This is a genomic window from Marinobacter sp. bablab_jr003 (assembly GCF_016464245.1).
GTDB lineage: Bacteria > Pseudomonadota > Gammaproteobacteria > Pseudomonadales > Oleiphilaceae > Marinobacter > Marinobacter vinifirmus.
On sequence record NZ_JADARC010000058.1, the window covers coordinates 1 to 26,485 of the forward strand.

Here is a 26,485-nt window from a genome sequence, read left to right on the forward strand (position 1 = left end):
ATTGAGCAGTACATTGACTACTATAACCACCACCGGATCCGGCTGACATTAAATGGCCTGACTCCGGTGGAGTACAGAGAGCAGGCTGCCGCTGCAGCCTGATTAAACTGTCCAAGTTTTAGGGGTCACTTCAGTACATTTCGTGTGGCTAAATGTATTGGGGGTCTGACCCCCGCAGTGTGTCGGTTGGGCCAAGGTTTGTGGCGGGGTGGGTTGGTATGTTTACCGGAATAACAAGTTCAATGAGCGGAGTGTGGGTTTTATGAGTCGACAGGTTTTTATTACCGGCGGGGCCAGTGGTATCGGGTTGCAGCTGGCGCGGAGTTATTTGCGCACGGGCGCAGCGGTGACTTTGTTTGATGTGCAGCCGGCGGAGCAGGCGGTGGCGGAGCTTTCGGCGCTGGCCGGGGCGCACAAGGTGCGGGCGTACGCGATGGATGTCACCCGGCCGGAGCAGGTGCGGGAGGTGTTTGCAGAGGCCGCACGGGAGGCTGAGCCCGATGTGATGATTCACTGTGCTGGCATTTGCGTCGCAGCGGATTTCGAGGCGATTGATGACGACACCTACGCCAGGGTGATCAACATTAACCTGGTTGGCACCCGCAATGTGGTGGTGGGGGCGCTGCCTCACCTGAAATCCGGCTCGCAGTTGGTGTTGATTGCTTCCATGGCCGGGTTGGTGGGCTGTTACGGTTATGCCGCTTACTGCGCTTCGAAATACGGTGTGGTTGGGCTGGCGGAGGTGTTGCGGATTGAGCTGGCGCAGAAGGGGATTGATGTAACCGTGGTGTGCCCGCCGGAGGTCGAAACGCCGATGGTGGAAGCGGAGCGGCTGAACAGGCCGAAGCAAACGGAAGCCCTGAAACTGATGGCCGGCACCCTGCCGCTGGATTATGCGGTGCGGCAGATTCGCAAGGGCATTGATGCCCGGCGCTTTATGGTGATCCCGGGCTGGCGGGCCCGGGGGTTGTGGTTCACCAACAAGTTGTTGCCGGGGTTTATGACGCGCCGGTTGGCGGATTTTTTGGTTAGCCGGTGATCGGTGGCGGGTCTGACCCGCCGATAAAAATCCGCTCTGGAGGATAATTTATCGGGGGTCTGACCCCGCATCAGGAGAGGGCCTGGTTGAGGTCGGCGATCAGGTCTTCGGCATCTTCCAGGCCTACGGACAGGCGCAGCATGCCGTCGCCGATGCCGCGTTTGAGGCGTTCTTCGCGGCTCAGGCCGTGGTGGCTGGTGGCGCTGGGTTGGCTGACCAGGCTTTCTACGCCGCCCAGGCTGGTGGCGAGCAGGAAGATTTTCAGGGAATCTGCCACTTTTTCAGCTGCTTGCTGGCCGCCTTCCACTTCAATGCTGAGCATGCCGCCGAAGCCGGTCATCTGCTGTTGGGCCAGGTCGTGGCCTTCGAAGGAGGGCAGGCCGGGGTAGTGCACTTTGGTGATTTTCGGGTGCTGTTCCATGGCTTCAGCTACCGCCATGGCGTTTTCGTTGTGCTGGCGGATGCGCACCGGCAGAGTGCGCAGGCTGCGGGAGAGCAGGGCGGCGGTTTCCGGGGCGATCAGCTGGCCCAGGTTTTTGCGCCAGGCGGCTACCGGTTTGGCCAGTTCGGCTGAGGTCATCAGGGCACCGGCGGTGATGTCGCTGTGGCCGCTGAGGTATTTCGTGGCGCTGTGTAGTACCAGGTCTGCTCCCAGTTCCAGCGGTTGCTGGTTGATGGGGCTGGCGAAGGTGTTATCGACGGCCACTAAGGCGCCGTGTTGGTGGGCGGTTTCTGCGATGGCGCGAATGTCGAGGATGGCCATGTTCGGGTTGGCCGGGGTTTCGAAATACACCAGTTTGCCCGATTCGCCCAGCTCGTGTGCCAGCCGGTTCTGTTCTTCACGGAACAGGAAGGTGACCGGAATGCCCAGGGCCATGCAGTGATTTTTAAGCAATTCCTGGGTGCCGCCGTAAAGGTCCCCCACGCAGACAATTCCCTTGCGACCGTGGGCCAGCAGCGTTGCAGAAATCGCCGCCATACCCGAGCCAAACGCCAGCGCCGCTTCCGCCTGCTCCAGCCCGGCCAGTCCCTGTTCCAGTTCACGGATGCTCGGGTTGGTGCCCCAGCGGGTGTACAGGTTGCCTTCGCTGCGCCCTTCAATCACATCCAGCAAGGCGGCGGTGTTCTCGAACCGGTAGGTGGTGGTGTTGTACACCGGCGAGTAGGGGCTGCCGAACTGATCCTTGTGGCGGCGGTTGTGGATGATGCGGGTGGCGGGGCCTTTGTGGTTCATGGTGGTTCCTGTCACTTTTTAGGGGTCAGACCCCCGATACATTTGATGGCACCAAATGTACCCGGGGTCTGACCCCGGTGGTTTTATTGGCCGGGGAGTAGGCCGCATTGTAGACTGTTGCGTATTGTGACGATAACCGAGTTGCTTCAACCCAAAGAAGGAAGACGCTTTGTCTATCAAGTTGACTGAATTCAGCCACGGCGCGGGCTGTGGTTGCAAGATTGCGCCGGATGTTCTGGACCGGATTCTGCACACCGATATGCCGGATTTTCATGATCCGAAACTGCTGGTGGGTAACAGCAGCCGGGATGATGCCGCGGTGGCCGATATCGGTAACGGGATTGGCGTGATCAGTACCACCGATTTCTTTATGCCGGTGGTGGATGATCCGTACGATTTCGGTCGGATTGCAGCGGCGAATGCCATCAGTGATGTGTACGCCATGGGTGGCAAGCCGGTGATGGCGATTGCGATTCTGGGCTGGCCGGTGAATGAGCTGGCGCCGGAGATTGCCGCGAAGGTGATTGATGGCGGCCGTGCCGTGTGCGCCGAGGCAGGCATTGCCCTGGCCGGTGGCCACAGTATTGATTCGCCAGAGCCGATTTTCGGGCTGGCGGTGACTGGCCAGGTGGCGGTTGATCGCATTATCCGCAACGACACCGCCAAGGCGGGCGACCTGCTGTATCTGACCAAGCCGCTGGGCGTGGGCATTCTGACCAGTGCCTCCAAGAAGGGTAAGGTAACGCCGGAAGACCTGGCCGTGGCGGTGCAGAACATGTCGACACTGAACAAGGTGGGCGAGGTGTTCGCACAGATTGATGGCGTGAATGCGATGACCGACGTAACCGGTTTCGGCCTGGCTGGCCACCTGCTGGAAATCTGCCGGGGCAGTGGCCTGAAGGCTACCGTCAGCCGCAAGGCGATTCCGACCCTGCCAAACCTGCAGCCGTACATTGATGCCGACTGCATCCCGGGCGGCACCCACCGCAACGCCGCGGCGTTCGGCAAGGCGATCTCCGGCATGACCGAGGCCGACAAGCTGCTGTTCTGCGATCCGCAAACCAGTGGCGGTCTGATGGTGAGCGTAGCCGAAAGCAGCCGCGAAGCCTTCGAAGCCAAGGCCCGCGAGCAGGGGCTGGAGCTTCAGCCGCTGGGTCGTCTGGAAGCAGCCGGTTCTGAAGAGAGCCTGGTGTTCATCGAAGACTGATAGCACCCGCAATCAAAAAAGCCGCGCCCGGTACCAAACCCGGCGCGGCTTTTTTGTATCCGGGGTCAGACCCCGAATACATTTTGTGGGTCAAAATGTACCGGGGGTCTGACCCCCATGGAAGATGAGGGGCAGGTGGTTGAAGCCGCCGGTGGGGAACATGGCGCGTTCTGGTTGGTGGCCTTCTGCGCTCTCTACGGCTGATATCTGTTTCAGGAATTCTTCCATGAATACCTGCAGCTCCATGCGGGCCAGGGGGGCGCCGGGGCATACGTGGATGCCGGCGCCGTAGAGCAGGTTTTTGCCGGCGTTCTGGTGCGGGCAGTAGCTGTCCGGGTTGCCGAATTCGGCTTCGTCCCGGTTGGCGGAGGCCCAGAGGATGGTGATTTTCTCGCCGGCAGGAATGGTGCGGCCGCCGATTTCGACTTCGCGGGTGGTTACCCGGCGGTTGGAGATCAGCGGGGCGTCCATACGCAGGATTTCGTCGATGGCTTCGGGCAGCAGCTCCGGTGCGGCTTTCAGGTCGGCCATTAAGGCTGGGTGCTGAGCCAGGTAGTTCAGCAGTATGGAGACGGAGGCGGAAATGGTGGCCAGTTCGCCCACTGTCCAGTTGCGCATCAGGCTGACCAGTTCGTCATCGGTCATGGGCTTGCCGTTTACCTGTTCACGCATCAGCGAGGTGGTGACGTCGTCCGGTGCCTGGTCGCCGGCCTGGCGGCGGGTTTCAAGCATGTCGGTAATGTAGCCGTCGAATTCCTGGGCCACAGCGGCCATAGCATCGCGGTCCCGGGCGAGGGTGGCGCGGTGGTTCTTGCGTACCCATTCCGCCAGGGGTTCGTGCAGGCGCTCGGGCCAGCCCATGAAGGCGCACTGGATATGCAGGGCGAAGGGGCGGCTGAGGGCATCGACCACATCCACGGTTTCCCCCTTGGCCAACTGGCTTACCAGCCCACGGGCAATCTCACGGCAAATGGGTTCGAACCGGGCCATGGGTTCCGGGGCGAAGTAGGGTTCGATCACTTTGCGATAGGGAGTGTGCTCGGGCGGGTCCATGCCGTTGGGAACAGACAGGTGAGCAGACACGGCGTTGCTGAAGGTGTCGTGGTCTTCCAGTACGGCCATGACGTCTGCATGGCGGAACAGCGTCCATTGCTGGTAGTCGCTCCAGGCCACGGGGCAGCGTTCGCGCATGTCGTCGTACGCGCGGATCTGGTCTTTCTGTACGCTGGCGGCTCTTGGGTCCCAGTCTTCGTGGCGCTGTTCGGTCATACGGCCTCCTGATGGTCTCGTTAGCTTGCTTTCAGGCTAACACCGGAGGCCGCTGGCCATTTGGAGAAATGTCAATTTATGACATTTGTAAAGGAAATTGCTTATGCGCCGCGGGTAACGCTCACCACCTTCAGGTGGATGGGCTTGCGGCCTTTCATGGGCCATTCGATGCTGTCGCCGATGCTCAGGCCCAGCATGGCGGCACCGGCCGGGGCCAGGATGGACACCTTGTGGTCTGCATCGCCCACTTCGTGGGGGTAAACCAGCATCATTTCGTGTTCTTTGCCGGCGTCTTCATCCACAAAGCGCACCAGCGAGTTCATGGTGACCACGCCTTCGGGCATTTCTGCCAGGGGCACGAGGTCTGCACGGCTGAGTTCGTCTTCCAGGCCGTCGGCGACGTCGGACTTGCCGGCCATGCGCTCGAGCAGGGTGCTCAGGCGGTTGTAATCTTCTTCGGCAACAGTAATAGAGGGTAATTCAGACATAGAAATCTCCGGAAAAATGGTTCAACAATGTTTGGTTTTAAGCGCTGAATCCGGAAGGGTTGTAAGGTGGATTCAGCGAAATCAGAGGCGGATAGCAGCCCTGCCGGTGTTCGCAGAGGAAGACCGCAGTGCCAAAGAGGATGTGTGAATACAGGAAATCTGGCTGTTCACGTTGTTCGAATCAGTCCGTTATAGGATGCTATAGGCTGAATCTAACCCCCAAAGAGCAAAATGGCAACGGTTAAAAGGATGATGGCATGCCGGTAGTTGTACAGGCCCTGTTTCCGGTTTTCGTATTGATCATGTTGGGCCATGTTTTACGGCGGCTGAACTTCCCGGGTGGGGATTTCTGGCCCCAGGCGGAGCGGTTCACCTATTACATCCTTTTCCCGGCCATGCTGGTGTTCAAGCTGGGGCAGGCCAGGTTGCCGGCCTCGGCCTATGCCGACACCGCGTTGCTGATTGTGGCCATGCTACTGGCGATGACGGCGGTGCTGGTGGCGGTTCAGCTGTTCTGGCGCTGGAGCGGGCCGGTATTTTCCTCGGTGTATCAGGGCGCTATTCGCTTTAACTCCTATGTGGGCCTGGCGGCGGGCGGAATGCTGCTGGGGGATGACGGGTTGTCCCTGACGGCCATCGCGGTGGCCATTATGGTGCCGTTGCTGAACCTGCTGTGCATTTTGATGTTTTCGCTGGTAGCGGGGCAGGAAAAGATCAGCGTGGTGCAGGTGCTGCGGGCGATTGTGACCAACCCGCTGATTGTCGGTTCGGTGCTGGGGGTGCTGTGGAGCTGGTTCCAGATCGGGTTTCATCCGCTGCTGGCGGGTATTCTGGCGCCCCTGAGTAACCTGGCGCTGCCCATGGGCCTGATGACGGTAGGGGCTGGCTTGCAGCTAAGCGCCTTGCGGGGTGCTTCGGCGCCGTTCCTGGTGTCGTCGGGGTTGAAGCTGCTGGCCTTCCCCACCATGGTGGTGGGGCTGGCCTGGGCGCTGGGGCTGAGTGGTTTGTTGGTGCAGGTGGCGGTGTTGCTGGCAGCGTTGCCTACCGCCACCTCGGCCTACATCCTGGCACGCCAGCTGGGCGGTGATGCGCCGCTGATGGCGGGTATCATCAGCGGGCAGACCTTGCTGGCGATGGTCACCATTCCGTTAATGCTGAGCCTGTTCTGGTAGGCATTCCAGTACAGCGTCCGCAATGGATTGCTGGAACTGGATGTAGCCTTCGCTGGTCGATTCGATATCGGTGGCCAGCGGGTCCCAGGTGCTGAAGGTCACGTCCAGGCCTTCGGTGATGGAACGCCACCACTGGCGGTTGAACTGGGGTTCGGTCAGCAGGCACGGCTGGTTGGCCTGGCGCAGTTTGTCCTGCACTTCGGCAATATGCCGGGCGCCGGGGGACAGCTCCGGGTTCAGGGTGAGCACGCCATCCAGCTGCAGTTCATAGTGTTCGGCAAAGCGTTCAAAGGCGCTGTGGTAGGCAAACAGGCTGATGCTGTGAAGCGGTGCCAGGCTGGCTTTGATGTCCCGTTCTGCCGCATTCAGGTCTTGCTCGAACCGGGCCAGGTTGGCGTCCAGTTCTTCTTTATTCATATCCTCCAGCGTGACCAGTCTGGCGTGAATGTCCCGTGCCATGTCCAGGGCCAGTTGCGGGTCTGTCCATATGTGCGGGTCTTCGCCGTCTCCGTGGTCGTGCGCATGGCCGTGGTCATCGTGTTCTTCTTCGTGATGCTCGTCTTCGCCTTCCGGTACTTCGGTAAAGGCCACCACCCTGCCGTCAAATTCATGGCCACCGAGCAGGCGGCTGAGGAAGGTTTCCATTTCCGGCCCAACCCAGAAGATGGCGTCGGCCTGTTCCAGGGCACGGCGCTGGGAGGGTTTCATGGTGTAGTTGTGGGGGCTGGAGCCGGCAGGTACCAGGGTTGAAACCTGCACGCTGTCGCCGGCCACCGCTTTCACCAGCAGTTCCAGTGGCTTGATGGAGGTAACAACGTTGGCGGCAGAGGCCGGAAAGGCGGTAACGGCCGCGGCCATGCCAAGGGCGAGAGAGAGGGTGTTGCGTTTCATGGTACTGAATCCTGATGATTTCCTGAAACGTTATAATATTACATTAACGGCAGTTGGTGCAAAGCCGATCATGCGAAACCGCCCCATGGCCGCTATAATGCGCCCTTTATAAATCGGCCACTTATTTTCAGGATGGTTTCATGACAGTACGCACCCGAATTGCCCCGTCGCCCACCGGCGATCCACACGTTGGTACCGCCTACGTGGCCCTGTTCAACCTGTGTTTTGCACGCCAGCACGGTGGCCAGTTCATTCTGCGCATTGAAGACACTGACCAGGCCCGCAGCACGGCGGAATCCGAGCAGGATATTCTCAAGGCCTTGCGCTGGCTGGGCCTGAACTGGGATGAAGGCCCCGATGTGGGCGGCCCCCACGGCCCTTATCGCCAGTCTGAGCGTAAGCACATGTACGGCCAGTACGCAGAAGACCTGGTAACTGCCGGCCATGCCTTCTATTGCTTCCGCACCCCGGAAGAACTGGACGCCATCCGCGAAGAGCGCAAGGCCCAGGGCCTGAACCCGGGTATCAAGGGTGACCTGGAATTGCCGGCAGACGAAGTGAAGCGCCGTCTGGATGCCGGCGAGTCTTACGTTATCCGCATGAAGGTGCCGGACGAGGGTGTGTGCGAGATCCAGGACATGCTCCGGGGCACCATCGAAATTGACTGGGCCCAGGTGGACTGCCAGATCCTGCTGAAATCCGACGGCATGCCTACCTACCACCTGGCTAACGTGGTGGATGACCATTTGATGGGCATTACCCACGTGCTGCGTGGTGAGGAGTGGATCAACTCCGCGCCCAAGCACAAGCTGCTGTACCAGTACTTTGGCTGGGACATGCCGGAGCTTTGCCACCTGCCGCTGCTGCGTAACCCGGACAAGAGCAAGCTGTCGAAGCGCAAGAACCCCACCAGCATCAACTTTTACGAGCGCATGGGCTTTTTGCCGGAGGCGGTCACCAACTATCTGGGCCGCATGGGCTGGTCCATGCCGGACGAGCGCGAGAAGTTCACCCTGGATGAGATGATCGAGAACTTCGACATCCAGCGTGTGTCTCTCGGTGGCCCGGTGTTTGATGTAGAGAAGCTGCGCTGGCTGAACGGCCAGTGGATTCGCGATGAGCTGAGCGACGAACAGTTCATGGAGCGGATGCATCAGTGGTGGTTCAACCGTGATGACCTGCAAGCGCTGGTGCCGCACATCAAGGGCAGGGCAGAGGTGTTCTCTGACGTAGCCCCCATGGCCCAGTTCATGTTCAGCGGCATGCTGAACCTGAAGCCGGAAGACTTCGCCCACAACAAGCTGGAAGAAGCCCAGGTCAAGCGGGTGCTGCAGTTCACCCTGTGGAAGCTGGAGGCCCAGCGCCACTGGAGCAAGGAAACCATCTTTGCCGACATCAAGGCCCTGGCCAAGGCCATGGACCTGAAGATGGGGGATTTCATGTTCTCGATCTTCGTGGCCATTGCCGGAACGCCCAATTCCTGGTCGGTGATGGACTCCATGGCCCTGCTTGGCCCGGACATGACCCGCGCCCGTTTGCGCACCGCGCTGGACGTGATGGGTGGTTTCTCCAAGAAAGAAACCAAGAAAGTCGAGAAAGAATACGCCGCTTTGGGTATTTAATAAGCGGTTTGCCGGATAATTGAACGATGTGAACAGGGATGTTCAAAAAACTTTAAAAAAAGCGTTTTCAAGTGTTGACGCCCCCGGGGCGGATCCTTAATATACGCATCCGTTGAGGGGCCATAGCTCAGCTGGGAGAGCGCAACACTGGCAGTGTTGAGGTCAGCGGTTCGATCCCGCTTGGCTCCACCAATTTCTAGTCCCCTTCGTCTAGTGGCCTAGGACTCCGCCCTTTCACGGCGGCAACAGGGGTTCGAACCCCCTAGGGGACGCCAATACGGCTTGACGGTTTAGTCCACCGGATAGCCATCAAAAAAACCGCCTTCGGGCGGTTTTTTTGTGCCTAGAATTTGCCCCCGGGGTCAGACTCCCCAACGGGGGTCTGACCCCTTATAGCTCGGAGAATGGGGGTCAGACCCCCGTTGGGGAGTCTGACCCCTGGGAAAGTTTGCCCCCTGGGAGAGTTGGATCCCTAGCGGGCAGCAATCGCTCCCTTGCCCACACCCTCATAAGCCTTCACCCGAATCTCGTCTTCCGGAAACTCTGCCTTCAGCGTGTCCGCAATGTGCGCGGCAATCAGCTCTACGGTGGTGTCTGTGTCCAGCATGTATACGCGGCTTTCCGGCAGGGTGAGGGCGAATTCGCCCTGGTTGGCTTCGTATTCGAAGGTGATGTACGCCGCGCCGTCGTCGCCCACAAAGCGGCGGGTTACGTCTTCTTCGGTGCCTACGTAGATATCCTTCCACAGTTTGGCCCAGCGGTTTTCCAGGTCGTAGTCCCGGTGGCCGTTGCGGTCGATGCGGATGGGGGAGCGGTGGCCGTGGGCGATGCGCTGGCAGTTGCCCAGGTGTTTCTTCAGGCCGTGTACGTAGTGGTAGTAAGCGCCTTCGATCACGTCTTCCCGCAGATTGATTTCCACGGAGGTGACGTTGCCGGGCAGCACTGCCATCAGTTCTTTTTCCAGCAGGGCGGCTACGGCCGAGGGGACTACGCGGTCTGAGGACAGCCACACCACGGCTTCATCCGGTGAGCGGTGTTCGATGCGGCTGCCGTCGGTCAGGTCCCAGACAAAGGTGTCCGGGGTTTCTTCGTCCCAGTGCAGGCCTTCATAGCCACGGGGGATCACCAGGCGGTGGTCTACCCGCTCGTCGATCACCCGTTTGATGGTGCGTTTGACCAGGCTGAAATCGAACACCATGCCCTGATCGTCCAGTTCGCCGCCCAGAACCACGTCTGCAATCCAGCTTTCACCCACAAGGCCCCGGCTTGGGTCCAGGTAGGCGAAGTCAATCACGGTGAGGTTGTCGACAAAGAGGTGGTTCATGAATGGTCCGGCTGATTTGGTTGCATGGTGGCGGAATTCTAGCAAAAATCGCGGGATTCAGCAGTTTACTGCAGCTAACCACGCGATTAAGGAATCCGGCATCTTAACCATCAACCCTTGTTCTCACGATCAGCAGTTTCCGGCATTGGTGCTGGCGGCGGGCCGTGCCTCCCGTATGGGGCATTACAAACAGTTGTTGCGGGTTCCGGGGCGGGGCACGTTGCTGGATAACGCCATTGGCCAGGCCCGGCAGTTGTCGGCGCAGATCACGGTGGTGGCCGGTGCCGGATATCCGCTGGTGCGTTTTCGCTGCCACAGGCAGCCGGCAAGCTGGATTGTGTGCGACAACTGGCAGGCAGGGCTGGCGGAGTCCCTGAAAGCGGGTGTGGCCGCCCTGGGGCCGAAGGCATTGGGCGTGTTTGTGGTGTTGGGGGATCAGCCGTTATTGGATGTTGACGGCCTGAAGCAGCTGGCCCGGCAGGCCCGGGATAACCCGGCAAAAGCCCTGGGTGCCAGTTACGGGCGCAGAACGGGAGTGCCGGCGTGGATTCCGAGGGCCCTTTGGCCGCAGGTATTTCAGCTGGAAGGGGATGCCGGAGCGGGTGTTATCCTGAACCGTGCGGGAGCCGGACGGGTAGAGATTGCCGGGGTGCAACAGGATGTCGACACCCCCGGCGACTGGCGTCAGGTACGTGCGGTGTTAAGCACCGAACAGGCCTGACAGCCAGGCGATACCCACACTGAAAATGCCGAGGCTCACGGCCAGGCCCAGCGTGTACATGCGGGAGTTGGCGGAGCGCTGCTGCGAGACGTACAGGTCGATGGTGCGCTGGGCGATGTCTTCCGCGGTTTCGCGGGAGATTTCGTGGGCCTGCTGAATGGCTTCAGACTGCAGGGTTTGCCAGAACTCGGTGTCGATGGTCTGCACATTGGTGATGTGGTCTTTCAGCTCGGCCATGTGATCAGGGGTAAAGCCGGCGGTTTTCGAGAGTTCTTTCTTCAGGGCCGACAGTTCCCGGCCCAGGTTAATGTTTACCTCGGCGGCTACGTCGTCCCGCAGGTTGCGGGTGCGGTCGTCTACCATGGCAGACAGCGCGTTCAGGCGTTCTTCCAGCTCGGCTTCCTGCTTGCTCCGGGAGTCGTCCAGGGCCCGTTTCAGGTGGTCGTACTGTTCATCAAACAGGTCGCTCAGCAGCTCGTGCAGGCGATTGTTGATGTGGGTTTTAACCGCCGAGCGGGAAATCTGTTCAATCAGGTCGCTGGTCAGCGGCACCACATCGGCACCGGCGTGACCGTTCAGGTTGATCTCGGATTTCGGTTCGACCTCGGCGGATTCCACCTCGGCCGGCGGCTCCGGCAAGGTGCCGTGCTCTACATCGTTGGCCAGCTCCTGCAGGGCGAGCTCCAGGCGGTCGGTCTGGGGCGGCTTGGTAAGGATGCTGTAGATGCCGAAGTTCCTGGCTTCATCCGTGAAATCGGAGGATTTCTTGGAGGTGCACATGATAATCGGAATGCCGGCGGTGTCCGGGTTGCCCTTGATGGCCTTGGTGGCCTCTACGCCGTTCATGCCGGGCATCAGGTGATCCATGAAGATCACATCCGGGCGGCCGTTGTTTTTCAGGAAGTCCAGGGCTTCCTCGGCAGAGCTTGCCATGTTCACTTCCATGTCACGACTCTCGAGCAGTTTGCTGAGGGCAAACCGGGCTACCTTGGAGTCGTCCACAAGCAGAGCATTCTTGATTGGCATGTCACTTCCTCAACCTGTTACTGCTGACGCGTGGGTGCTGCGACCGGGTTTTTGATTACCAGCCTTCCAGTTGCGGGCACTGGGTGGCCCGATAGCTTTTCTCCCGATAACACACACCGGGTTCCGTTGAGCGGGCGGTAAATATTTCGCCGGCTGCGGTTGTCAGGCGAACCTGTCCGTAGGGTTCACCGTGGCGGAAAGTGGCTTCGATGGAGCTTCCGTTGGGGTTGCGCAGCAGCCCCTTGCCATGGAATTTTCCTTCCATGTATTGCCCATCGTACTTCTTCCCGTCTGCAAAAATTTCTGTGCCCTGGCCGTGGAATTCACCATTGGAGAATTCGCCTTCATAGGTGCGGCCATCGGGGTAGGTGAGTGCGCCCTGGCCGTGGAACTCGCCATTGCGGAAGCCGCCCACATAAAGCATGCCGCCGGTGGTGGTCAGGGAACCCTGTCCGTGCAGGTTGCCCTGGGCCCAGTTGCCGGTCAGGGTGTCGCCGTTGGCCCGGGCCAGGGTGCCCTTGCCATGGAATTCGTTGCGTTCGAAAAGGCCGTTGTAGCGGCTGCCATCCGGATACCAGGCGGTGCCTTCACCGTGGAACTTGCCATCGATAAAGTGGCCTTCGTAACGCAGGCCGGTATCGTCTTCGTATGTGCCATCGCCGGTTTTAACACTACCCAGCCACTGGCCGTTGCGGAATTCTACGCGGGTGAGTTCTTCGAGCTGGCCAACCAGGGTCATCTGCTGGCCGGCTTTCAGGGCCACCGAATTGGTCCAGGGCTGGTAGCCGGGCTTGGCAATGGTGACGTCGTAACGGCCGGGGTCCAGTTCCAGATCCAGGCGGGTGGCGCCATAGTTGCGGCCGTTAATGGTGACCACATCGCCCACCACGTTGGAGCGCAGTACCAGCTTGCCGGTGGTGGCCGGTTCGGGCTCCGGGGCAGGTTTGGCGGCAGTTTCGGGTTCGGCCTTTGGTGCCGGCGTGGCAGCCGGGGCTGAGATTGCAACTACGGGCTCGGCCATGGCAAGCATTTCCGGCTCTTCGGCCATGGGTTCAACCGAGAAGGGTTCGGCAATCAGGGGCTGTTCGGGTTCCGGGGCCGGCTCGGGTTGAACCTGCGGGGCAGGCTCTGGTTCGGGCTCAGGTTCGGGTTCTGCATCGGCAAAGACCGGTTCCGGGGTTTCGGCGGGCTCCGGGCCTGGCTCTGCACTGGCTTTGGTAATGACGGCTTCCACCTCGGACGCCTGGACTACGGGCAGGGTGATGTCTTTGCGTACCGAGGCAAATCCGGCGGTAACCAGCAGCATTAGGGCAAGCGCGTTGATGAACAGCAGTGGTCTGAAATCGACCATGATGAAACCTCGTGATCCATACGTTCCGGATGCTTTTGTTATGGTTTCATCTTAACCACTGTCTGCAACGTTATGTAACAGAAACCGCCTGTAGTTGGTCAGAATGCTGGCCAAATCACACTTTGTCCGGAAGCGGGTCATGGTTAACCTGCTCCCACGCCTTCATGTACACATCGGCTTCATATTCATAGGGTGACCGGAACGGGGTCAGAACGAAGTCGAACACCAGGAAAAAGCTGCCGATGGACAGCCAGGCGATGGTCAGGGTGCTCAGGGTGGTGGCCTGTTGTTCCGGGTTGGAGGCAACGAACTCCTGCAGCATGGGGATCAGGCTGTTGGCCATAACCACCGGGTTGAAGCTGGACAGTACAAAGGGCAGCCAGAAGGCGATCACCACGGGGAAGAAACCGTAACACCACAGGGCGCGGCGCAGCAGGTAGAGGGCAACTTCCTTGCGAAACTGCTGTCTGAGTTCCGGTGTTTTGCGGATCTGCTCCAGGTACCGGCGGCGTTCGGCCCACCAGGCGGCTACTTCAGGAGAGTCTATGTGCTTCTGGGTATGGTCTGTCATAAATCGGCAGGCTACCTTGTTGAGTCCGTTCCGTGCATCATATCCGATAGTACGTGTTACCCTGTAATTCTCCAATTGTTCAATACACAGGATCGTTTTAATGGCTGCAGCGACAGACAACGCAATCCATCCGGCTTTCGAGAAAATTCGCAGTCACCGGATTGGCACCCTTAACCTGGAGGTTGAGGAGTATCGCCACAAGAAAACCGGTGCCCGCCATCTTCACCTGGCGGCAGATAACGACGAGAACGTGTTTTTCGTAGCCCTGCGTACCTTCCCGATGGACTCCACCGGTGTTGCGCACATTCTCGAGCATACGGCACTGTGCGGCAGTGAGCGTTATCCCGTTCGCGACCCGTTTTTCATGATGATCCGGCGTTCCCTGAACACCTTTATGAACGCCTTTACCAGCAGCGACTGGACCGCCTACCCGTTCGCCAGCATGAACCGCAAGGACTTCGACAACCTGTTGTCGGTGTACCTGGATTCGGTGTTCTTCTCCAAGCTCGACCCGCTGGACTTTGCCCAGGAAGGCCATCGCCTGGAGTTCGACAAGCCGGACGACCCGTCCAGCGACCTGGTGTACCGGGGCGTGGTCTATAACGAAATGAAGGGGGCCATGAGTGCGCCCACTTCCCAGCTGTGGCAGAACCTGACCAGCCACCTGTTCCCGACCACCACCTACCACTACAACAGTGGCGGTGAGCCGGACCATATTGTAGACCTCAGCTACGATGACCTGGTGAAGTTCTACAAGCACCACTACCACCCGAGCAACGCGATTTTTGCCACCTACGGCAATATTCCCGCGCACGAGCACCACGAGAAGTTCGAAGAGCAGGCCCTGAAGCGGTTCGACAAGCTGGATATCGAGCTGCCGGTGCGGGACGAAAAGCGCATGTTCGCCCCTATGCGGGTAGAGCAGGGCTATGCGGTGAATGACGGCGAAGGCACCGAGAACAAAACCCACATTGTGATGGGCTGGTTGCTGGGCCACAGCTTTGACCTGCAGGAAAACCTTGAAGGCCAGCTGCTGTCTTCCGTTTTGCTGGAAAACAGTGCATCACCGCTGATGCGGGCGCTGGAAACCACCGATCTGGGCCACGCGCCATCGCCCATGTGCGGGCTGGAAGATTCCAACCGGGAAATGACCTTTGTATGCGGTATTGAGGGCAGTGAGCCGGAGCGCCGTGCCGAGCTGGAGCAGTTGGTGGAGTCTACCCTGCAGAAAGTGGCCGATGAAGGCATCAGCCAGGAGCGGCTGGAAGCCATTCTGCACCAGTTGGAACTGCATCAGCGGGAGATCGCTGGCGACAGCTTCCCCTATGGTTTGCAGCTGATCATGCACGCGATTTCACCCATGGTGCACGGCGGGGATCCGGTGGAGCTGCTGGACCTTGAGCCGGTACTGGCTACCCTGCGTGAAAAGATCAAAGACCCGGACTACGTGCCAGGCCTGATTCGTCGCAAACTGTTGGATAACCCGCACCGGGTAACCCTGACCCTGCGCCCGGACGAAAACCTGGAAAGCCAGCATCAGAAGGCGATCCGGGAAACCCTGGCCAAGCGCAAGGCCAGCCTGAGCGAAGAGGAAGTGCAGCAGATTGTCGAGCGGGCACAGGCGCTGGAAGAGCGCCAGCTGCGCAAAGACGACGATTCCATTCTGCCGAAGGTAGGGCTGGACGATGTGCCCCTGCAGATGCCGGAGCCAGTCGGCAGTTACGATGCTGAAATTGGCGCTACGGTTTATGCCCGCGGCACCAACGGCCTGGTGTACCAGCAGGTTGTGCTGCCACTTCCGGCCCTGAGCAAAGACGAACTGCTGCTGTTGCCTTACTACACCACCCTGATTTCCGAGCTGGGTTGTGGCGACCTGGATTACCTGCAGATGCAGGATCGTATTTCCGCAGAATCCGGCGGCATTGGCGCATCCTTCACCGCCAAGGGCCGGATTGACGACGTACAGGCTATGTCCGGCTACCTGATCTTCAGCGGCAAGGCCCTGGCCCGCAACAGCGCGGCGCTGACCCGCCTGCTGAAAGATGTGTATACCGGTGTGCGGTTTGACGAGCATGATCGCATTCGCGAAATCGTGGCCCAGGCCCGTGCCCGCCGCGAACAGGCGGTCACCGGCAGTGGCCACGCACTGGCCATGGGTGCTGCCGCCCAGGGTCTGAGCGCCGGCGCCTGGCTGACGTTCCGGTTGGGTGGCCTGGAAGGGATTCGGGGTACCAAGGCCCTGGACAAGTCCCTGAAAGACGAACAGGCCCTGAAGGATTTCTGTGCCAGCCTGGCCGCGCTGCATGACAAGATCCGCAACCAGGGTCGCCAGTTCCTGCTGATTGGCGAAGATGGCCAGCTGGCGCCTATGCTGGACGACCTGAAAGCCTGCTGGCAGAACGACAGCGGTGAAACCAGCGAAAGCTGGAGCATGGAGCCGGTGAACTACAACACCCGCGAAGCCTGGCTGACCTCTACCCAGGTGAACTTCTGCGCCAAGGCTTACAGTACTGTTGCCGTGGACCATCCGGATGCAGCAGCGCTGACGGTATTGGGTGGCTTCCTGCGTAACGGTTACCTGCACCGGGCTATTCGTGAGAAGGGCGGCGCCTACGGTGGTGGTTCCGGGCAGGACAGTGTGAACGGTGTGTTCCGGTTCTTCTCGTACCGCGATCCACGCCTGGCGGAAACCCTGGACGATTTCGATGCGGCGCTCGAATGGCTGCGCACCGAACAGCATGATCACCAATCCCTGGAAGAAGCTATTCTGGGCGTAATCGGCCAGCTTGACCGGCCCCGGTCTCCGGCCGGTGCGGCCCGCCATGCGTTCCATAACGGCTTGTTTGGCCGGTCACCAGAGCAGCGCGCCCGGTTCCGTGAACGGGTGCTGGGCGTGACGTTGGATGAGCTGCGCCGGGTGGCAGACACCTGGCTGAAGCCGGAAAACGCCAGCGTGGCGGTAGTCACCAGCCCGGACAACCGGGAAGTTGCCGAAGGGCTGGGGCTGGCTATCCAGGAGCTTTAACGGTGACGTTTCAACCCGGTGGTTACCATAATCCGGGTTGAAATCTCTTCCACCGAGTAGGCCGTGGTGTTCAGGTAGGGGATGCGTTCCCGCTTGTACATCAGCTCGATTTCTTCGATTTCGTGCATGCACTGCTGGATGGACGAGTACCGTGAATTGGGCCGCCGTTCGTTACGGATGGTGGCCAGCCGCTCCGGGTCGATGGTCAGGCCGAACAGCTTTTCTTTATGGGGCCGCAAGGCCGCCGGCATTTTCTGGTCGTCCAGGTCTTCTTCGGTGATCGGATAGTTGGCGGCCTTGATGCCGTACTGCAGGGCCAGGTACAGGCAGGTAGGTGTTTTGCCACTGCGGGACGCGCCTACCAGGATCAGGTCTGCTTCGTCGTAGTGGCGGGTACGTGCGCCGTCGTCGTTATCCAGTGCAAAGTTGACCGCATGGATGCGCCGCTCGTAGCTGCCTTCGTTGTTGATGGAGTGGGACTTGCCCACCGAGTAGGACGACGACGAACTCAGTTCCTGCTCCAGCGGGCTCAGGAAGGTGCCGAAGATATCGATCATGAAGCCTTCGGCATCGCTGATAATCTCGCGGATGGTGCTGTTCACAATGGTGTCGAACACCAGGGGCCGTTCGCCATCCACTTCAGCGGCCTTGTTGATGCGGATGACCATCTCGCGGGCTTTGTCTTCGTCGTCAATATAGGGCACGGTTACCCGTTCGAAATCGATTTTTTCAAACTGTGCCAACAGCGCGTGGCCCAGTGCTTCGGCGGTCAGCCCTGTGCCGTCCGAGATAAAAAAAGCCGTTCTTTTCATGATTTCTTTCCGTTCAGTTTTAGGCTAGTCCCTAGGTAATTCCCGCAGCTTACAGTATCATAGCCGCCATATTCGAGACTCCGCGCCACACAGACTCAAGGGAGACCACGCTTTGGAAGATTACATTATCTGGTTTGACCACCTGGGAATGTCCGATGTTGACCGTGTTGGAGGCAAGAACGCTTCCCTCGGTGAAATGATCAGTAATCTCGCCAATGCAGGTGTTACCGTTCCTGGCGGTTTTGCAACAACTGCACACGCCTACCGGGAATTCCTGGCCACCGATGGCCTGAAAGACCGCATTGATGAAGCCCTGGATGCCCTGGACGTTAACGATGTTAACGAACTGGCCCGGGTTGGCGCACAGATTCGCCAGTGGGTGATCGACACCCCGTTCCCCAGCGTTCTTGATAATGCCCTGAAAGAAGCCTACGCGAAACTCCGGGATGGCAATGAGTCCATGGCGGTTGCTGTTCGTTCTTCTGCGACTGCGGAAGACCTGCCGGATGCATCTTTCGCTGGCCAGCAGGAAACCTTCCTGAACGTGGTTGGCCTGGAGCAGGTTCGTGTTTCTGTCAAAGAAGTATTTGCCTCCCTGTTCAACGACCGTGCGATTTCCTACCGGGTTCACCACGGCTTTGACCACAAGCTGGTGGCGCTGTCTGCCGGTATCCAGAAAATGGTGCGCAGTGAAACCGCTTCCAGCGGCGTAATGTTTACCCTGGATACTGAATCCGGTTTCCGTGACGTGGTGTTTATCACCTCTTCCTATGGCCTGGGCGAGACAGTGGTACAGGGCGCGGTAAACCCTGACGAATTCTATGTACACAAGCCGACCCTGGAAGCGGGCCGTCCGTCTGTGCTGCGCCGTAACCTGGGCAGCAAGGCCATCAAGATGGTTTACCATTCCGAGCCCGGCGAAGGTAAGTTTGTGGAGACCGTGAAGGTAGACCACGACGAGCGCAACAGCTTCTCCATCACCGACGCGGAAGTAGAAGAGCTGGCCAAGCAGGCCATGATCATCGAAAAGCACTACCAGCGCCCGATGGACATCGAGTGGGCCAAAGACGGCGATGACGGCAAGATCTACATCGTTCAGGCCCGCCCTGAAACCGTCAAGAGCCGTGCGTCTGCCAACGTTATGGAGCGCTACCTGCTGAAAGAAACCGGCAAGGTGCTGGTGGAAGGCCGCAGTATCGGCCACAAGATCGGCAGTGGCCCGGTGAAAATTATCACCAGTATTAACGAAATGGACCGTGTGCAGCCCGGCGACGTGCTGGTAACAGACATGACCGACCCGGACTGGGAACCGGTTATGAAGCGCGCGTCTGCCATTGTGACAGACCGTGGCGGCCGTACCTGCCACGCGGCGATCATTGCCCGTGAACTGGGTATCCCGGCGGTCGTAGGCTGTGGCGATGCCACCGAGCTGCTGAACGATGGCCAGGAAGTGACTGTGTCCTGCGCCGAAGGCGACACCGGCATGATCTACGAGGGTGCGCTGGACTTCGAACTGCGTGAGAACACCGTCGATTCCATGCCCAGCATTCCGTTCAAGATCATGATGAACGTGGGCAACCCGGACCGTGCCTTTGATTTCCAGGCGCTGCCGAACGAAGGTGTGGGCCTGGCCCGCCTCGAGTTCATCATCAACCGGATGATCGGCGTGCACCCGAAAGCACTGCTGAACTACGACAACCTGCCGCGGGATATCAAGCAGACCGTAGACAAGCGCATTGCCGGCTACACCTCGCCGGTGGACTTCTACGTGGACAAGCTGGTTGAGGGTATTTCCACCCTGGCCGCAGCCTTTGCGCCCAAGAAGGTGATTGTTCGCCTGTCTGACTTCAAATCCAACGAGTACGCCAACCTGATCGGCGGTACTTTGTACGAGCCGGACGAAGAGAACCCGATGCTGGGCTTCCGTGGTGCGTCCCGCTATATTTCCGAAACCTTCCGTGACTGTTTCGAGCTGGAATGCCGTGCCCTGAAAAAGGTGCGCAACGAGATGGGCCTCACCAACGTGGAAGTGATGGTTCCGTTTGTGCGCACGGTAGGCGAAGCCGAGCAGGTGGTGAACCTGCTGGCCGAGAACGGCCTGAAGCGCGGCGAGAACGGCCTGCGGGTGATCATGATGTGCGAGCTGCCGGCCAACGCTCTGCTGGCGGATCAGTTCCTGGAGCACTTCGATGGCTTCTCTATCGGTTCCAACGACCTGACCCAGCTGACCCTGGGCCTGGACCGGGATTCCGGCATCATTGCCCACCTGTTCGATGAGCGGAACGATGCGGTGAAGATCCTCCTGTCCAACGCTATCCAGGCCTGCAAGAAGGCCGGCAAGTACATCGGTATCTGTGGTCAGGGCCCGTCGGATCATCCGGACTTGGCCAAGTGGCTGATGGACGAGGGTATCGATACGGTATCCCTGAACCCGGATTCTGTACTGGATACCTGGTTCTTCCTGGCCGACGAAAAGATTGACTGATTACGAACCTTCGGAAAAGGAGAGTAGCAAGGTGAGCAATATTATTACGCCGGATCTGTGCGACGAGTTTCCGGAAGTACAGGTGGTGGAAGCCGGTTTCAACAACTACGGTGGTGTTCGCCAGTTTGGCGGCGAAATCGTAACGGTTAAGTGCTTCGAAGATAACTCCATCGTAAAAGAGCAGGTTGGCCTGCCGGGCAACGGCCGGGTGATGGTGGTTGACGGTGGCGGCTCAAAGCGGAATGCGCTGCTGGGCGATATGCTGGCCGAGAAAGCCGCTGAGAACGGCTGGGCCGGGCTGGTTATCTATGGCTGCATCCGCGATGTAGACGAGATCGGCAAGACCCATCTGGGTGTTCAGGCGCTGGGTACCATTCCGCGCAAGACCGAGAAGCGTGGTATTGGTGACCTGAACATTCCGGTGACCTTCCACGGGGTGACGTTCCACCCGGGGCAGTATGTCTATGCCGATAACAACGGCATCATTGTTTCCGAGAAGCCCCTGGTGTAATTCCGGGGCAGGAAGCAAAACTAAAAACGGCGGCCATCTGGCCGCCGTTTTTGTTTGCAGGACTGGAACTTGAAGGGCCGGTGATCAGGCCCAGTTGTCGGTCTTGCGGGTAGGCTTGAGCATGGGCACCAGAAGTGCCAGCAGCACGCCGGCAAACACCAGGCCTGCGCCCAGCAGCATGAAGTCGGATTCTTTGCCGGCTTCCAGGCGCTCGTTTTCGGCGGTCAGTACTTCCAGGTCGTTACGCAGTTTCTGGTTGTCTTCCAGCAGCTCCCGGTTGCGGCGCTCCAGGTTGATGGAGTCGGCGGCGATGTTCTTGATGCGCTCCAGTTCTGTCTGCAGTTGCTGGGACCGGCTGGACAGGTTGCTTTCGGCACTCTCCAGTTCGTCGCGCTCGGAGGTAACGGCATTGAGCTGTTCCCGGGCCTGGGCCAGTTCTGTCCGGGCGGTTTCAAGGTCTCGGGTTGCCTGTTGCAGGCGGTCTTCGGCGATAGGCTGGTTGCTCAGATACTGGCTGGCTACCCAGCCTTCGTTACCCTTGGAGGTGCGTACCCGGGTGTAGCCGTCTCCGGTTTCGAGCACTTCCATGCGGGTGCCGCTGACTGCGTTCTCGATAATGCGGAACTGGGAGCCGGCGCCGGTGCGGACAGGCAGGTAAACTTTGTCGTCTACCCAAACCGTTCGGGCCTGGGCCACGGCAACCGAGCTGATGATAAGCAGTAAGCTGAGAAATAAACGAAACGGTGTCACGGGCGGGTTTCCCTGAGTTTGACGGTTGTTGCTTTAGTTTGCCTGAAAATCAAGGCGCCAATTTTGTCACAGGATGGCCGTGGTTCAAAAGCGCCCGAGGGTTACAATCCGCTCATGCTGCTCAGGGCAGGGCGACCTTGTAGGGCTTCACTTTCACTTCCTTGTAAACACCGGCATCCACATACGGGTCGGCATCGGCCCAGGCCTGTGCCTGCTCAAGGGATTCAAACTCGGCAATTACCAGGCTGCCGGTAAAGCCGGAATCGCCCGGTTCCGGTGAGTCGATGGCCGGGTGCGGGCCGGCAACCAGCAGGCGGCCCTGGTTTTTGAGGTCTTCAAGCCGGGCCAGGTGGGCCGGGCGCGCCTGTTTGCGCAGGGCCAGGCTGTCCGGGATGTCTTCACTGATAATGGCGTAATACATGGGTGCTCCGGTTATCGTGGGCCGGGGTAACGGCCCGCAGGCCAAGGCTGATACACTGTGGCCACGTTTTATGACAGGAATGCCCGTGACTATACCCCAACACCAGAATCCATGCATCGACCTGCATTGCCACAGCACCGCGTCGGATGGCGCATTGGCTCCCGAGGAGCTGGTTCAGCGCGCGGCAGAGCAGGGCGTTACCCACCTGGCCCTGACTGACCACGATACGATCAACGGCCTGGAGCCGGCGCGACAGGCGGCTGCAGGGCACGGGATGACACTGGTTAACGGCACTGAGCTGTCCTGCGTATGGCGCAGCCAGACCATTCATATCGTCGGGCTGGATTTTGATCACGAGGATGCCGATTTCCTGGCAGCGCTGGCGCGCCAGCATGACAACCGCTGGCAGCGTGCCCGGTTGATCGCCGACAAGCTGTCCAAGCTGAAAGTGGATGGATTACTGGAAAAGGCCACCGCCCATGCCGGTGGGGATGTTCCGGGCCGCCCCCACTTTGCCCGGGTGCTTATTGATGAAGGTGTAGTATCCAGAATGGATGCCGCCTTCAAGCGCTATCTGGGTACCGGCAAGCCGGGTGATGTGAAGGCCTGCTGGCCGGAACTGGACGAGGTGGTTGGCTGGATTGAACGAGCCGGGGGCATCTCTGTGCTGGCTCATCCCCGCAAGTACAAGCTGACCGCGACCAAGTTGCGGGAGCTGACGGCGGATTTCCGCAGAGCCGGGGGGCGAGGTATCGAGGTGTCTGTTTCCGGGCAGTCCAGTGGTGACCTGGGCTTTGTGGCGGAACTGGCCAGGCGGGAGAAGCTGTTGGCGTCGCAGGGCAGTGATTTCCACTTTCCCGGTGCGCCCTGGTGCGAGCTGGGCAAGATAACAAAAATGCCAGAGGGGCTGGAGCCCGTCTGGCATCATTTCAAGCAGCCGGTCAGCGCCGGGGTTTAATCCGGCGCGTGGAACAGCAGGTACAAGTCGGTCAGTGAATCCGGGATGGCTTCTGCCATCCGGCTGGCCAGTTTCTCGTCGTTGCGGACTTTCTGGAAGTCTTCATCGTCGAACAGGCCAGACAGTGTCAGCATGGGCACCATCAGGTCTGCCACTTCTTCTTCACCGGCGGCTTCGAGCCATTCTTCCTCGTGATCCAGGAAGGTGTCTACGAACCCTGCGCACCAGTTTTCCAGTGCGTTCATGGGGTCGCCGTCTTCCGGCTCCGGGAGTTCCAGCGACTGGCCCATATCCAGCAGGTGGGCCATTTCCCTGGAGAGTTCGTTCACGCAGTGAGCGAAGATCTCGGGTACCCCGCCATCGGGCAGGTTATCTGCGCCGGTGGCAAGGCGGAAGATATCTTCCGCCCCGAGGCTGACCGGGCCAACGACGCTGGCGCATACCACCCCGTGCAGTCCGAAGAAGTCCAGGGCGTCGTCACCCCAGGGCTCGGCGAAGAGGATGTCTTCCAGCGCTTCGATGTCCGAATTGGTCAGCATAATCAATTACTCCCGGCCTGCTTTTCAGCATCGGCCTTTTTAGCTTCTTCGGCCGCTCGCTGACGCTTGCGGACCTCTCTTGGATCATTGTAAGCGCGGCCCGGAGTTACCGGTACGTCTTCCGGCTTGGCCCGGGCTTCGGGAGCTGGCTCTTCCGCCTTCTCGGCCTTTGCTTCCGGCTTTTCTTCGGCCTTCACTTCAGGCTTGGGCTCAGGCTTGGCTTCAGCCTTTTCCTCAGCCTTGGGCTCGCTTCTCGCTTCAGGAGCCTTGGCAGGCTCAGCCGCTTCAGCCGGCTTGCTGGTGGCTTCCGGAGCCGTTTCTGCCTTGTCGGCTTGTTCCGGCTTGTCAGCGTTATCCGCCTTGTCTGCCTTGTCTGCCTTGTCTGCCTTCTCTGCTTTTTCTGCAGCCTTGGGCTTGCGCGGGCGGCCGCCGGAGCGTGGTTTGCGGGCCGGCTTGTCTTCGCTGGCTTGAGGCTTTTCCTCGACCTTGGCTTCCGCTTTGTCCTCGGCCTTGGCTTCGGTGCTTTCAGTCTGCTCAGCTTTCGCCTCAGCCTTTTCCGCTTCTGGCTTGGTCTCTTCAGCCTTGGGCTCTGCAGGCTTGGTTTCTTCAGCCGCCGGAGCCTTCTCGGGCTGCTTGGCAACCTCTTGCTTTACCTCGGCCTTGGCTACCTCAGCTTTTTTCACCTCGGCAGTATCCTGCTCGACGGCTTTTTCCGGCTGGGTGTCTTTCTGGTGCTTTTCGCTACGCTCGGCTTTACGCTCAGCCGGAGTAGACACCGGAGCCTCGGCCGGAGAACCGTCCCGGTTACGCTGACGACGCGGCTTGCGGCGCTTGTCATCGGCTGCCGGCTTGTCGCTGGCCTGCTGGGGCTGCTGGTTGTCAGCCTGGTCGCGGGTTTCCTTCTGGTCCTTCTGGTCCTTCGGATCCCGCTGCGGACGGTTACGGTTCTGGCTGCGGTTCTGGGAATCCCGGCGGTTATCGCGACGGTTGTCGTTTCCGCGGTTATCCGCGCCTTTGTTGTCGGCAGACTTGTCCTGCTGACCCTGGCGACTGCCGCTGCTGCGGGATTGGTCATCGCTCCGGTTGTTGCGGTTACGGCTGCGGTTGTCGTCGCTGCGGTTCTGGGAACCGCCCTGACGGCGATCGTTGCCGTTGCGGTTACTGCTGCCACCGCCACTGCGCTGATCATCACGGGCTACGCGGGTTTTCCGGCGATCCTGGCGGGCCTGGGGCCGACGGTCGTCAGTACGCTCGCGGGTGGTGCTGCGCTGGTTGGTGGTGCCTTCGCTTTCCGGCTGGTCGCCGCGGAAGAAACAGGCAATTTTCTTGCCCAGTTTGCGGAACAGGCCTTCTTCCTGCTCGCTGGCTTCCTGGCTGGCTGGCGCCGCTGCCGGAGTGGGCGCAGGAGCCGCCGGGCGAATGGCTTTTACAGCGGCCTGTTCGCGTACCGGCTTTTCGGTGCCGGGCATTTCAACAACGGCTTCTTCCTCGCGCTCGTTGTACTGCTGGGCAACCTGGTGGCTGGAAACGTGTTCCGGGGTGGCTTCATCCTGGCGCAGGCGAATGATTTCGAAGTGCGGGGTTTCCATGTTGGGCACCGGGGCAACCACAACAGAGACTCCCTGGCGGGCTTCGATATCGGCCAGCTGCTTGCGCTTCTCGTTGAGCAGGAAGGTGGCCACAGAGACCGGCACCATGGCGCGGACTTCGGCGGTTTTTTCCTTAGAAGACTCTTCGTAGATCAGGCGCATGATGCTCAGGGCCAGGGATTCGATACCCCGGATGGTGCCCTGGCCTTCACAGCGAGGGCACACTTCACTGCGGGTTTCACCCAGAGACGGGCGCAGGCGCTGCCGTGACATTTCCAGCAGGCCGAAGCGGGAGATCTTGCCAACCTGAACGCGGGCCCGGTCGATTTCCAGGGCTTCACGCATTTTATGCTCGACTTCACGCTGGTGCTTGGCCGGGGTCATGTCGATGAAATCGATCACGATCAGGCCACCCATGTCGCGCAGGCGCAACTGGCGGGCGATCTCTTCGGCCGCTTCCAGGTTGGTCTGCAGGGCAGTCTCCTCGATATCGTGGCCCTTGGTGGCCCGGGAGGAGTTGATGTCGATGGATACCAGCGCTTCGGTCGGATCGATCACGATGGAGCCGCCAGACGGCAGTTTTACTTCGCGCTGGAATGCGGTCTCAATCTGGCCTTCAATCTGGTAACGGCTGAACAGTGGGATTTCATCCTTGTACAGCTTGATCTTGTTTTCGAAGGTGGGCATGACGGCGCGAACGAAGCTCAGGACGTCTTCGTACACGCTTTCGGCGTCGATCAGGACTTCGCCGATGTCCTGGCGGAGGTAGTCGCGCACGGCGCGGATGATCACGTTGCTTTCCTGGTGAATCAGGAACGGAGCCTTGCGCTCACCGGCCGCCTGGGTAATGGCTTCCCAGAACTGCACCAGGTAGTCGAGGTCCCACTGGAGCTCTTCGGTGGTACGGCCGATGCCGGCAGTACGCACAATGATGCCCATAGACTTGGGCACCTGGACGCCGTTCATGGCTTCTTTCAGCTGGGCCCGCTCTTCACCTTCGATACGGCGGGAAATGCCGCCGGCACGGGGGTTGTTCGGCATTAGCACCAGGTAGCGACCGGCCAGGGAGATGAAGGTGGTCAGGGCTGCGCCCTTGTTGCCACGCTCTTCTTTATCGACCTGTACGATGACTTCCTGGCCTTCGGAGACCACATCCTTGATGTTGATCTTGCCTTCGATCTGGCCCGGGGATTTCTTGAAGTATTCCTTGGAGATTTCCTTCAGGGGAAGGAAGCCGTGGCGGTCGGCGCCGAAGTCGACAAAGGCAGCTTCCAGGCTGGGCTCTACGCGGGTGATGCGGCCTTTGTAAATGTTGGATTTTTTCTGTTCGCGGGTGCTGGATTCGATATCCAGGTCAAACAGCCGTTGGCCGTCTACAAGCGCTACGCGCAACTCCTCGGGGTGAGTTGCATTGATCAGCATTCTTTTCATGGAAAGAAAGGGTTCCTGTCGTTTGTTAGTGACAGAAAACCGGAGGGTT

The 26,485-nt window shown here is 59.7% G+C and carries 23 protein-coding genes and 2 tRNA genes; 12 read left to right on the forward strand and 13 right to left on the reverse strand.

The window, feature by feature from the left end:
• Positions 1–102, forward strand: a 102-nt coding sequence (locus H3Z84_RS06350) for an IS3 family transposase (protein WP_199456745.1), incomplete at its 5' end; no start/stop codon positions are given.
• 160 nt (positions 103–262) lie between these two features.
• On the forward strand, positions 263–1,039 hold the full coding sequence (locus H3Z84_RS06355; protein WP_199456887.1) for an SDR family oxidoreductase: 777 nt from the start codon (positions 263–265) through the stop codon (positions 1,037–1,039).
• Between the two features lie 70 nt (positions 1,040–1,109).
• Here the strand turns inward: H3Z84_RS06355 and H3Z84_RS06360 are convergent, their stop codons facing one another.
• The gene (locus tag H3Z84_RS06360; RefSeq protein ID WP_199456888.1) at positions 1,110–2,273 is read right to left on the reverse strand and encodes a trans-sulfuration enzyme family protein; all 1,164 of its coding nucleotides are present in this window, start codon (positions 2,271–2,273) and stop codon (positions 1,110–1,112) included.
• A 169-nt stretch (positions 2,274–2,442) separates the two neighbouring features.
• On the opposite strand from H3Z84_RS06360, the gene selD reads away from it, so the two are divergent.
• Positions 2,443–3,480 carry a selenide, water dikinase SelD gene (selD, locus tag H3Z84_RS06365; protein ID WP_199456889.1) on the forward strand — a complete coding sequence of 346 codons (1,038 nt, stop codon included), beginning with the start codon at positions 2,443–2,445 and terminating at the stop codon, positions 3,478–3,480.
• A 90-nt stretch (positions 3,481–3,570) separates the two neighbouring features.
• Here selD and H3Z84_RS06370 read toward each other — a convergent pair whose 3' ends face one another.
• Positions 3,571–4,749 carry a cytochrome P450 gene (locus H3Z84_RS06370; RefSeq protein ID WP_199456890.1) on the reverse strand — a complete coding sequence of 393 codons (1,179 nt, stop codon included), beginning with the start codon at positions 4,747–4,749 and terminating at the stop codon, positions 3,571–3,573.
• Between the two features lie 101 nt (positions 4,750–4,850).
• Positions 4,851–5,237 carry a nucleoside diphosphate kinase regulator gene (rnk, locus tag H3Z84_RS06375; protein ID WP_022988098.1) on the reverse strand — a complete coding sequence of 129 codons (387 nt, stop codon included), beginning with the start codon at positions 5,235–5,237 and terminating at the stop codon, positions 4,851–4,853.
• Between the two features lie 257 nt (positions 5,238–5,494).
• Here rnk and H3Z84_RS06380 point away from each other — a divergent pair, with 257 nt between their 5' ends.
• Entirely contained in the window at positions 5,495–6,409 is a 915-nt protein-coding gene (locus H3Z84_RS06380) for an AEC family transporter (protein WP_199456891.1), read from the forward strand.
• Here H3Z84_RS06380 and H3Z84_RS06385 read toward each other — a convergent pair.
• On the reverse strand, positions 6,386–7,300 hold the full coding sequence (locus tag H3Z84_RS06385) for a zinc ABC transporter substrate-binding protein (protein ID WP_199456892.1): 915 nt from the start codon (positions 7,298–7,300) through the stop codon (positions 6,386–6,388). The genes H3Z84_RS06380 and H3Z84_RS06385 overlap by 24 nt on opposite strands.
• A 140-nt stretch (positions 7,301–7,440) precedes the next feature.
• Between H3Z84_RS06385 and gltX the strand changes: the two genes are divergently transcribed.
• The 3 genes from gltX to H3Z84_RS06400 all read left to right on the forward strand — a co-directional run bounded on the left by gltX (position 7,441) and on the right by H3Z84_RS06400 (position 9,197).
• Positions 7,441–8,922, forward strand: coding sequence for a glutamate--tRNA ligase (gene gltX, locus H3Z84_RS06390; protein ID WP_058340108.1), 1,482 nt, complete (start codon positions 7,441–7,443; stop codon positions 8,920–8,922).
• A gap of 116 nt (positions 8,923–9,038) precedes the next feature.
• Positions 9,039–9,114 (forward strand) — tRNA-Ala (locus tag H3Z84_RS06395).
• Positions 9,115–9,121: 7 nt separating this feature from the next.
• Positions 9,122–9,197 (forward strand) — tRNA-Glu (locus H3Z84_RS06400).
• Positions 9,198–9,394: 197 nt separating this feature from the next.
• On the opposite strand, the gene H3Z84_RS06405 is transcribed toward H3Z84_RS06400, so the two are convergent.
• Complete coding sequence (locus H3Z84_RS06405) at positions 9,395–10,246, reverse strand: 6-carboxytetrahydropterin synthase (protein ID WP_199456893.1); 852 nt, start codon at positions 10,244–10,246, stop codon at positions 9,395–9,397.
• Positions 10,247–10,421: 175 nt separating this feature from the next.
• On the opposite strand from H3Z84_RS06405, the gene H3Z84_RS06410 reads away from it, so the two are divergent.
• Complete coding sequence (locus H3Z84_RS06410) at positions 10,422–10,967, forward strand: nucleotidyltransferase family protein (RefSeq protein ID WP_416225963.1); 546 nt, start codon at positions 10,422–10,424, stop codon at positions 10,965–10,967.
• On the opposite strand, the gene H3Z84_RS06415 is transcribed toward H3Z84_RS06410, so the two are convergent.
• The 3 genes from H3Z84_RS06415 to H3Z84_RS06425 all read right to left on the reverse strand — a co-directional run bounded on the left by H3Z84_RS06415 (position 10,947) and on the right by H3Z84_RS06425 (position 13,915).
• Positions 10,947–11,993: a response regulator gene (locus tag H3Z84_RS06415; RefSeq protein WP_199456895.1), complete on the reverse strand. Its 1,047-nt coding sequence runs from the start codon at positions 11,991–11,993 to the stop codon at positions 10,947–10,949. The genes H3Z84_RS06410 and H3Z84_RS06415 overlap by 21 nt on opposite strands.
• Positions 11,994–12,048: 55 nt before the next feature.
• A complete protein-coding gene (locus H3Z84_RS06420; RefSeq protein ID WP_199456896.1) occupies positions 12,049–13,344 on the reverse strand; it encodes a PEGA domain-containing protein in 1,296 nt (431 codons plus the stop codon).
• Between the two features lie 115 nt (positions 13,345–13,459).
• Positions 13,460–13,915: a hypothetical protein gene (locus tag H3Z84_RS06425; protein WP_094624247.1), complete on the reverse strand. Its 456-nt coding sequence runs from the start codon at positions 13,913–13,915 to the stop codon at positions 13,460–13,462.
• Between the two features lie 100 nt (positions 13,916–14,015).
• On the opposite strand from H3Z84_RS06425, the gene H3Z84_RS06430 reads away from it, so the two are divergent.
• A complete protein-coding gene (locus H3Z84_RS06430; RefSeq protein ID WP_199456897.1) occupies positions 14,016–16,940 on the forward strand; it encodes an insulinase family protein in 2,925 nt (974 codons plus the stop codon).
• Here H3Z84_RS06430 and H3Z84_RS06435 read toward each other — a convergent pair.
• A complete protein-coding gene (locus tag H3Z84_RS06435) occupies positions 16,937–17,752 on the reverse strand; it encodes a pyruvate, water dikinase regulatory protein (RefSeq protein ID WP_094624245.1) in 816 nt (271 codons plus the stop codon). The genes H3Z84_RS06430 and H3Z84_RS06435 overlap by 4 nt on opposite strands.
• Before the next feature lie 112 nt (positions 17,753–17,864).
• On the opposite strand from H3Z84_RS06435, the gene ppsA reads away from it, so the two are divergent.
• Together ppsA and rraA are read left to right on the forward strand one after the other, a co-directional pair.
• Positions 17,865–20,237, forward strand: coding sequence for a phosphoenolpyruvate synthase (gene ppsA, locus H3Z84_RS06440; protein WP_199456898.1), 2,373 nt, complete (start codon positions 17,865–17,867; stop codon positions 20,235–20,237).
• Positions 20,238–20,268: 31 nt separating this feature from the next.
• Entirely contained in the window at positions 20,269–20,748 is a 480-nt protein-coding gene (gene rraA / locus H3Z84_RS06445; RefSeq protein ID WP_022988086.1) for a ribonuclease E activity regulator RraA, read from the forward strand.
• Positions 20,749–20,832: 84 nt separating this feature from the next.
• Here rraA and H3Z84_RS06450 read toward each other — a convergent pair whose 3' ends face one another.
• Together H3Z84_RS06450 and H3Z84_RS06455 are read right to left on the reverse strand one after the other, a co-directional pair.
• A complete protein-coding gene (locus tag H3Z84_RS06450; RefSeq protein ID WP_199456899.1) occupies positions 20,833–21,498 on the reverse strand; it encodes a TIGR04211 family SH3 domain-containing protein in 666 nt (221 codons plus the stop codon).
• 121 nt (positions 21,499–21,619) lie between these two features.
• Positions 21,620–21,919: a YciI family protein gene (locus tag H3Z84_RS06455; protein ID WP_058340100.1), complete on the reverse strand. Its 300-nt coding sequence runs from the start codon at positions 21,917–21,919 to the stop codon at positions 21,620–21,622.
• Between the two features lie 85 nt (positions 21,920–22,004).
• On the opposite strand from H3Z84_RS06455, the gene H3Z84_RS06460 reads away from it, so the two are divergent.
• Positions 22,005–22,877 (forward strand): PHP domain-containing protein, encoded by an 873-nt coding sequence (locus tag H3Z84_RS06460; protein ID WP_022988083.1) that lies wholly within the window; start codon positions 22,005–22,007, stop codon positions 22,875–22,877.
• Here the strand turns inward: H3Z84_RS06460 and H3Z84_RS06465 are convergent.
• Positions 22,874–23,416, reverse strand: coding sequence for a YecA family protein (locus H3Z84_RS06465; RefSeq protein ID WP_058340099.1), 543 nt, complete (start codon positions 23,414–23,416; stop codon positions 22,874–22,876). The two genes, H3Z84_RS06460 and H3Z84_RS06465, sit on opposite strands and share 4 nt — an antisense overlap.
• Positions 23,417–23,418: 2 nt before the next feature.
• The gene (gene rne, locus H3Z84_RS06470) at positions 23,419–26,436 is read right to left on the reverse strand and encodes a ribonuclease E (RefSeq protein WP_199456900.1); all 3,018 of its coding nucleotides are present in this window, start codon (positions 26,434–26,436) and stop codon (positions 23,419–23,421) included.
• Positions 26,437–26,485 lie beyond the last annotated feature (49 nt).

Bases quoted from the DNA above. Each gene is read 5' to 3' on its own strand.
- H3Z84_RS06360 (WP_199456888.1), bottom strand. From the start codon at position 2,273: ATGAACCACAAAGGCCCCGCCACCCGCATCATCCACAACCGCCGCCAC.
- H3Z84_RS06380 (WP_199456891.1), top strand. From the start codon at position 5,495: ATGCCGGTAGTTGTACAGGCCCTGTTTCCGGTTTTCGTATTGATCATG.
- H3Z84_RS06410 (WP_416225963.1), top strand. From the start codon at position 10,422: ATGGGGCATTACAAACAGTTGTTGCGGGTTCCGGGGCGGGGCACGTTG.
- gltX (WP_058340108.1), top strand. From the start codon at position 7,441: ATGACAGTACGCACCCGAATTGCCCCGTCGCCCACCGGCGATCCACAC.
- H3Z84_RS06425 (WP_094624247.1), bottom strand. From the start codon at position 13,915: ATGACAGACCATACCCAGAAGCACATAGACTCTCCTGAAGTAGCCGCC.
- rnk (WP_022988098.1), bottom strand. From the start codon at position 5,237: ATGTCTGAATTACCCTCTATTACTGTTGCCGAAGAAGATTACAACCGC.
- H3Z84_RS06465 (WP_058340099.1), bottom strand. From the start codon at position 23,416: ATGCTGACCAATTCGGACATCGAAGCGCTGGAAGACATCCTCTTCGCC.
- H3Z84_RS06370 (WP_199456890.1), bottom strand. From the start codon at position 4,749: ATGACCGAACAGCGCCACGAAGACTGGGACCCAAGAGCCGCCAGCGTA.
- H3Z84_RS06420 (WP_199456896.1), bottom strand. From the start codon at position 13,344: ATGGTCGATTTCAGACCACTGCTGTTCATCAACGCGCTTGCCCTAATG.
- H3Z84_RS06435 (WP_094624245.1), bottom strand. From the start codon at position 17,752: ATGAAAAGAACGGCTTTTTTTATCTCGGACGGCACAGGGCTGACCGCC.
- rne (WP_199456900.1), bottom strand. From the start codon at position 26,436: ATGAAAAGAATGCTGATCAATGCAACTCACCCCGAGGAGTTGCGCGTA.
- H3Z84_RS06415 (WP_199456895.1), bottom strand. From the start codon at position 11,993: ATGCCAATCAAGAATGCTCTGCTTGTGGACGACTCCAAGGTAGCCCGG.
- H3Z84_RS06430 (WP_199456897.1), top strand. From the start codon at position 14,016: ATGGCTGCAGCGACAGACAACGCAATCCATCCGGCTTTCGAGAAAATT.
- H3Z84_RS06385 (WP_199456892.1), bottom strand. From the start codon at position 7,300: ATGAAACGCAACACCCTCTCTCTCGCCCTTGGCATGGCCGCGGCCGTT.
- H3Z84_RS06455 (WP_058340100.1), bottom strand. From the start codon at position 21,919: ATGTATTACGCCATTATCAGTGAAGACATCCCGGACAGCCTGGCCCTG.
- H3Z84_RS06355 (WP_199456887.1), top strand. From the start codon at position 263: ATGAGTCGACAGGTTTTTATTACCGGCGGGGCCAGTGGTATCGGGTTG.
- H3Z84_RS06405 (WP_199456893.1), bottom strand. From the start codon at position 10,246: ATGAACCACCTCTTTGTCGACAACCTCACCGTGATTGACTTCGCCTAC.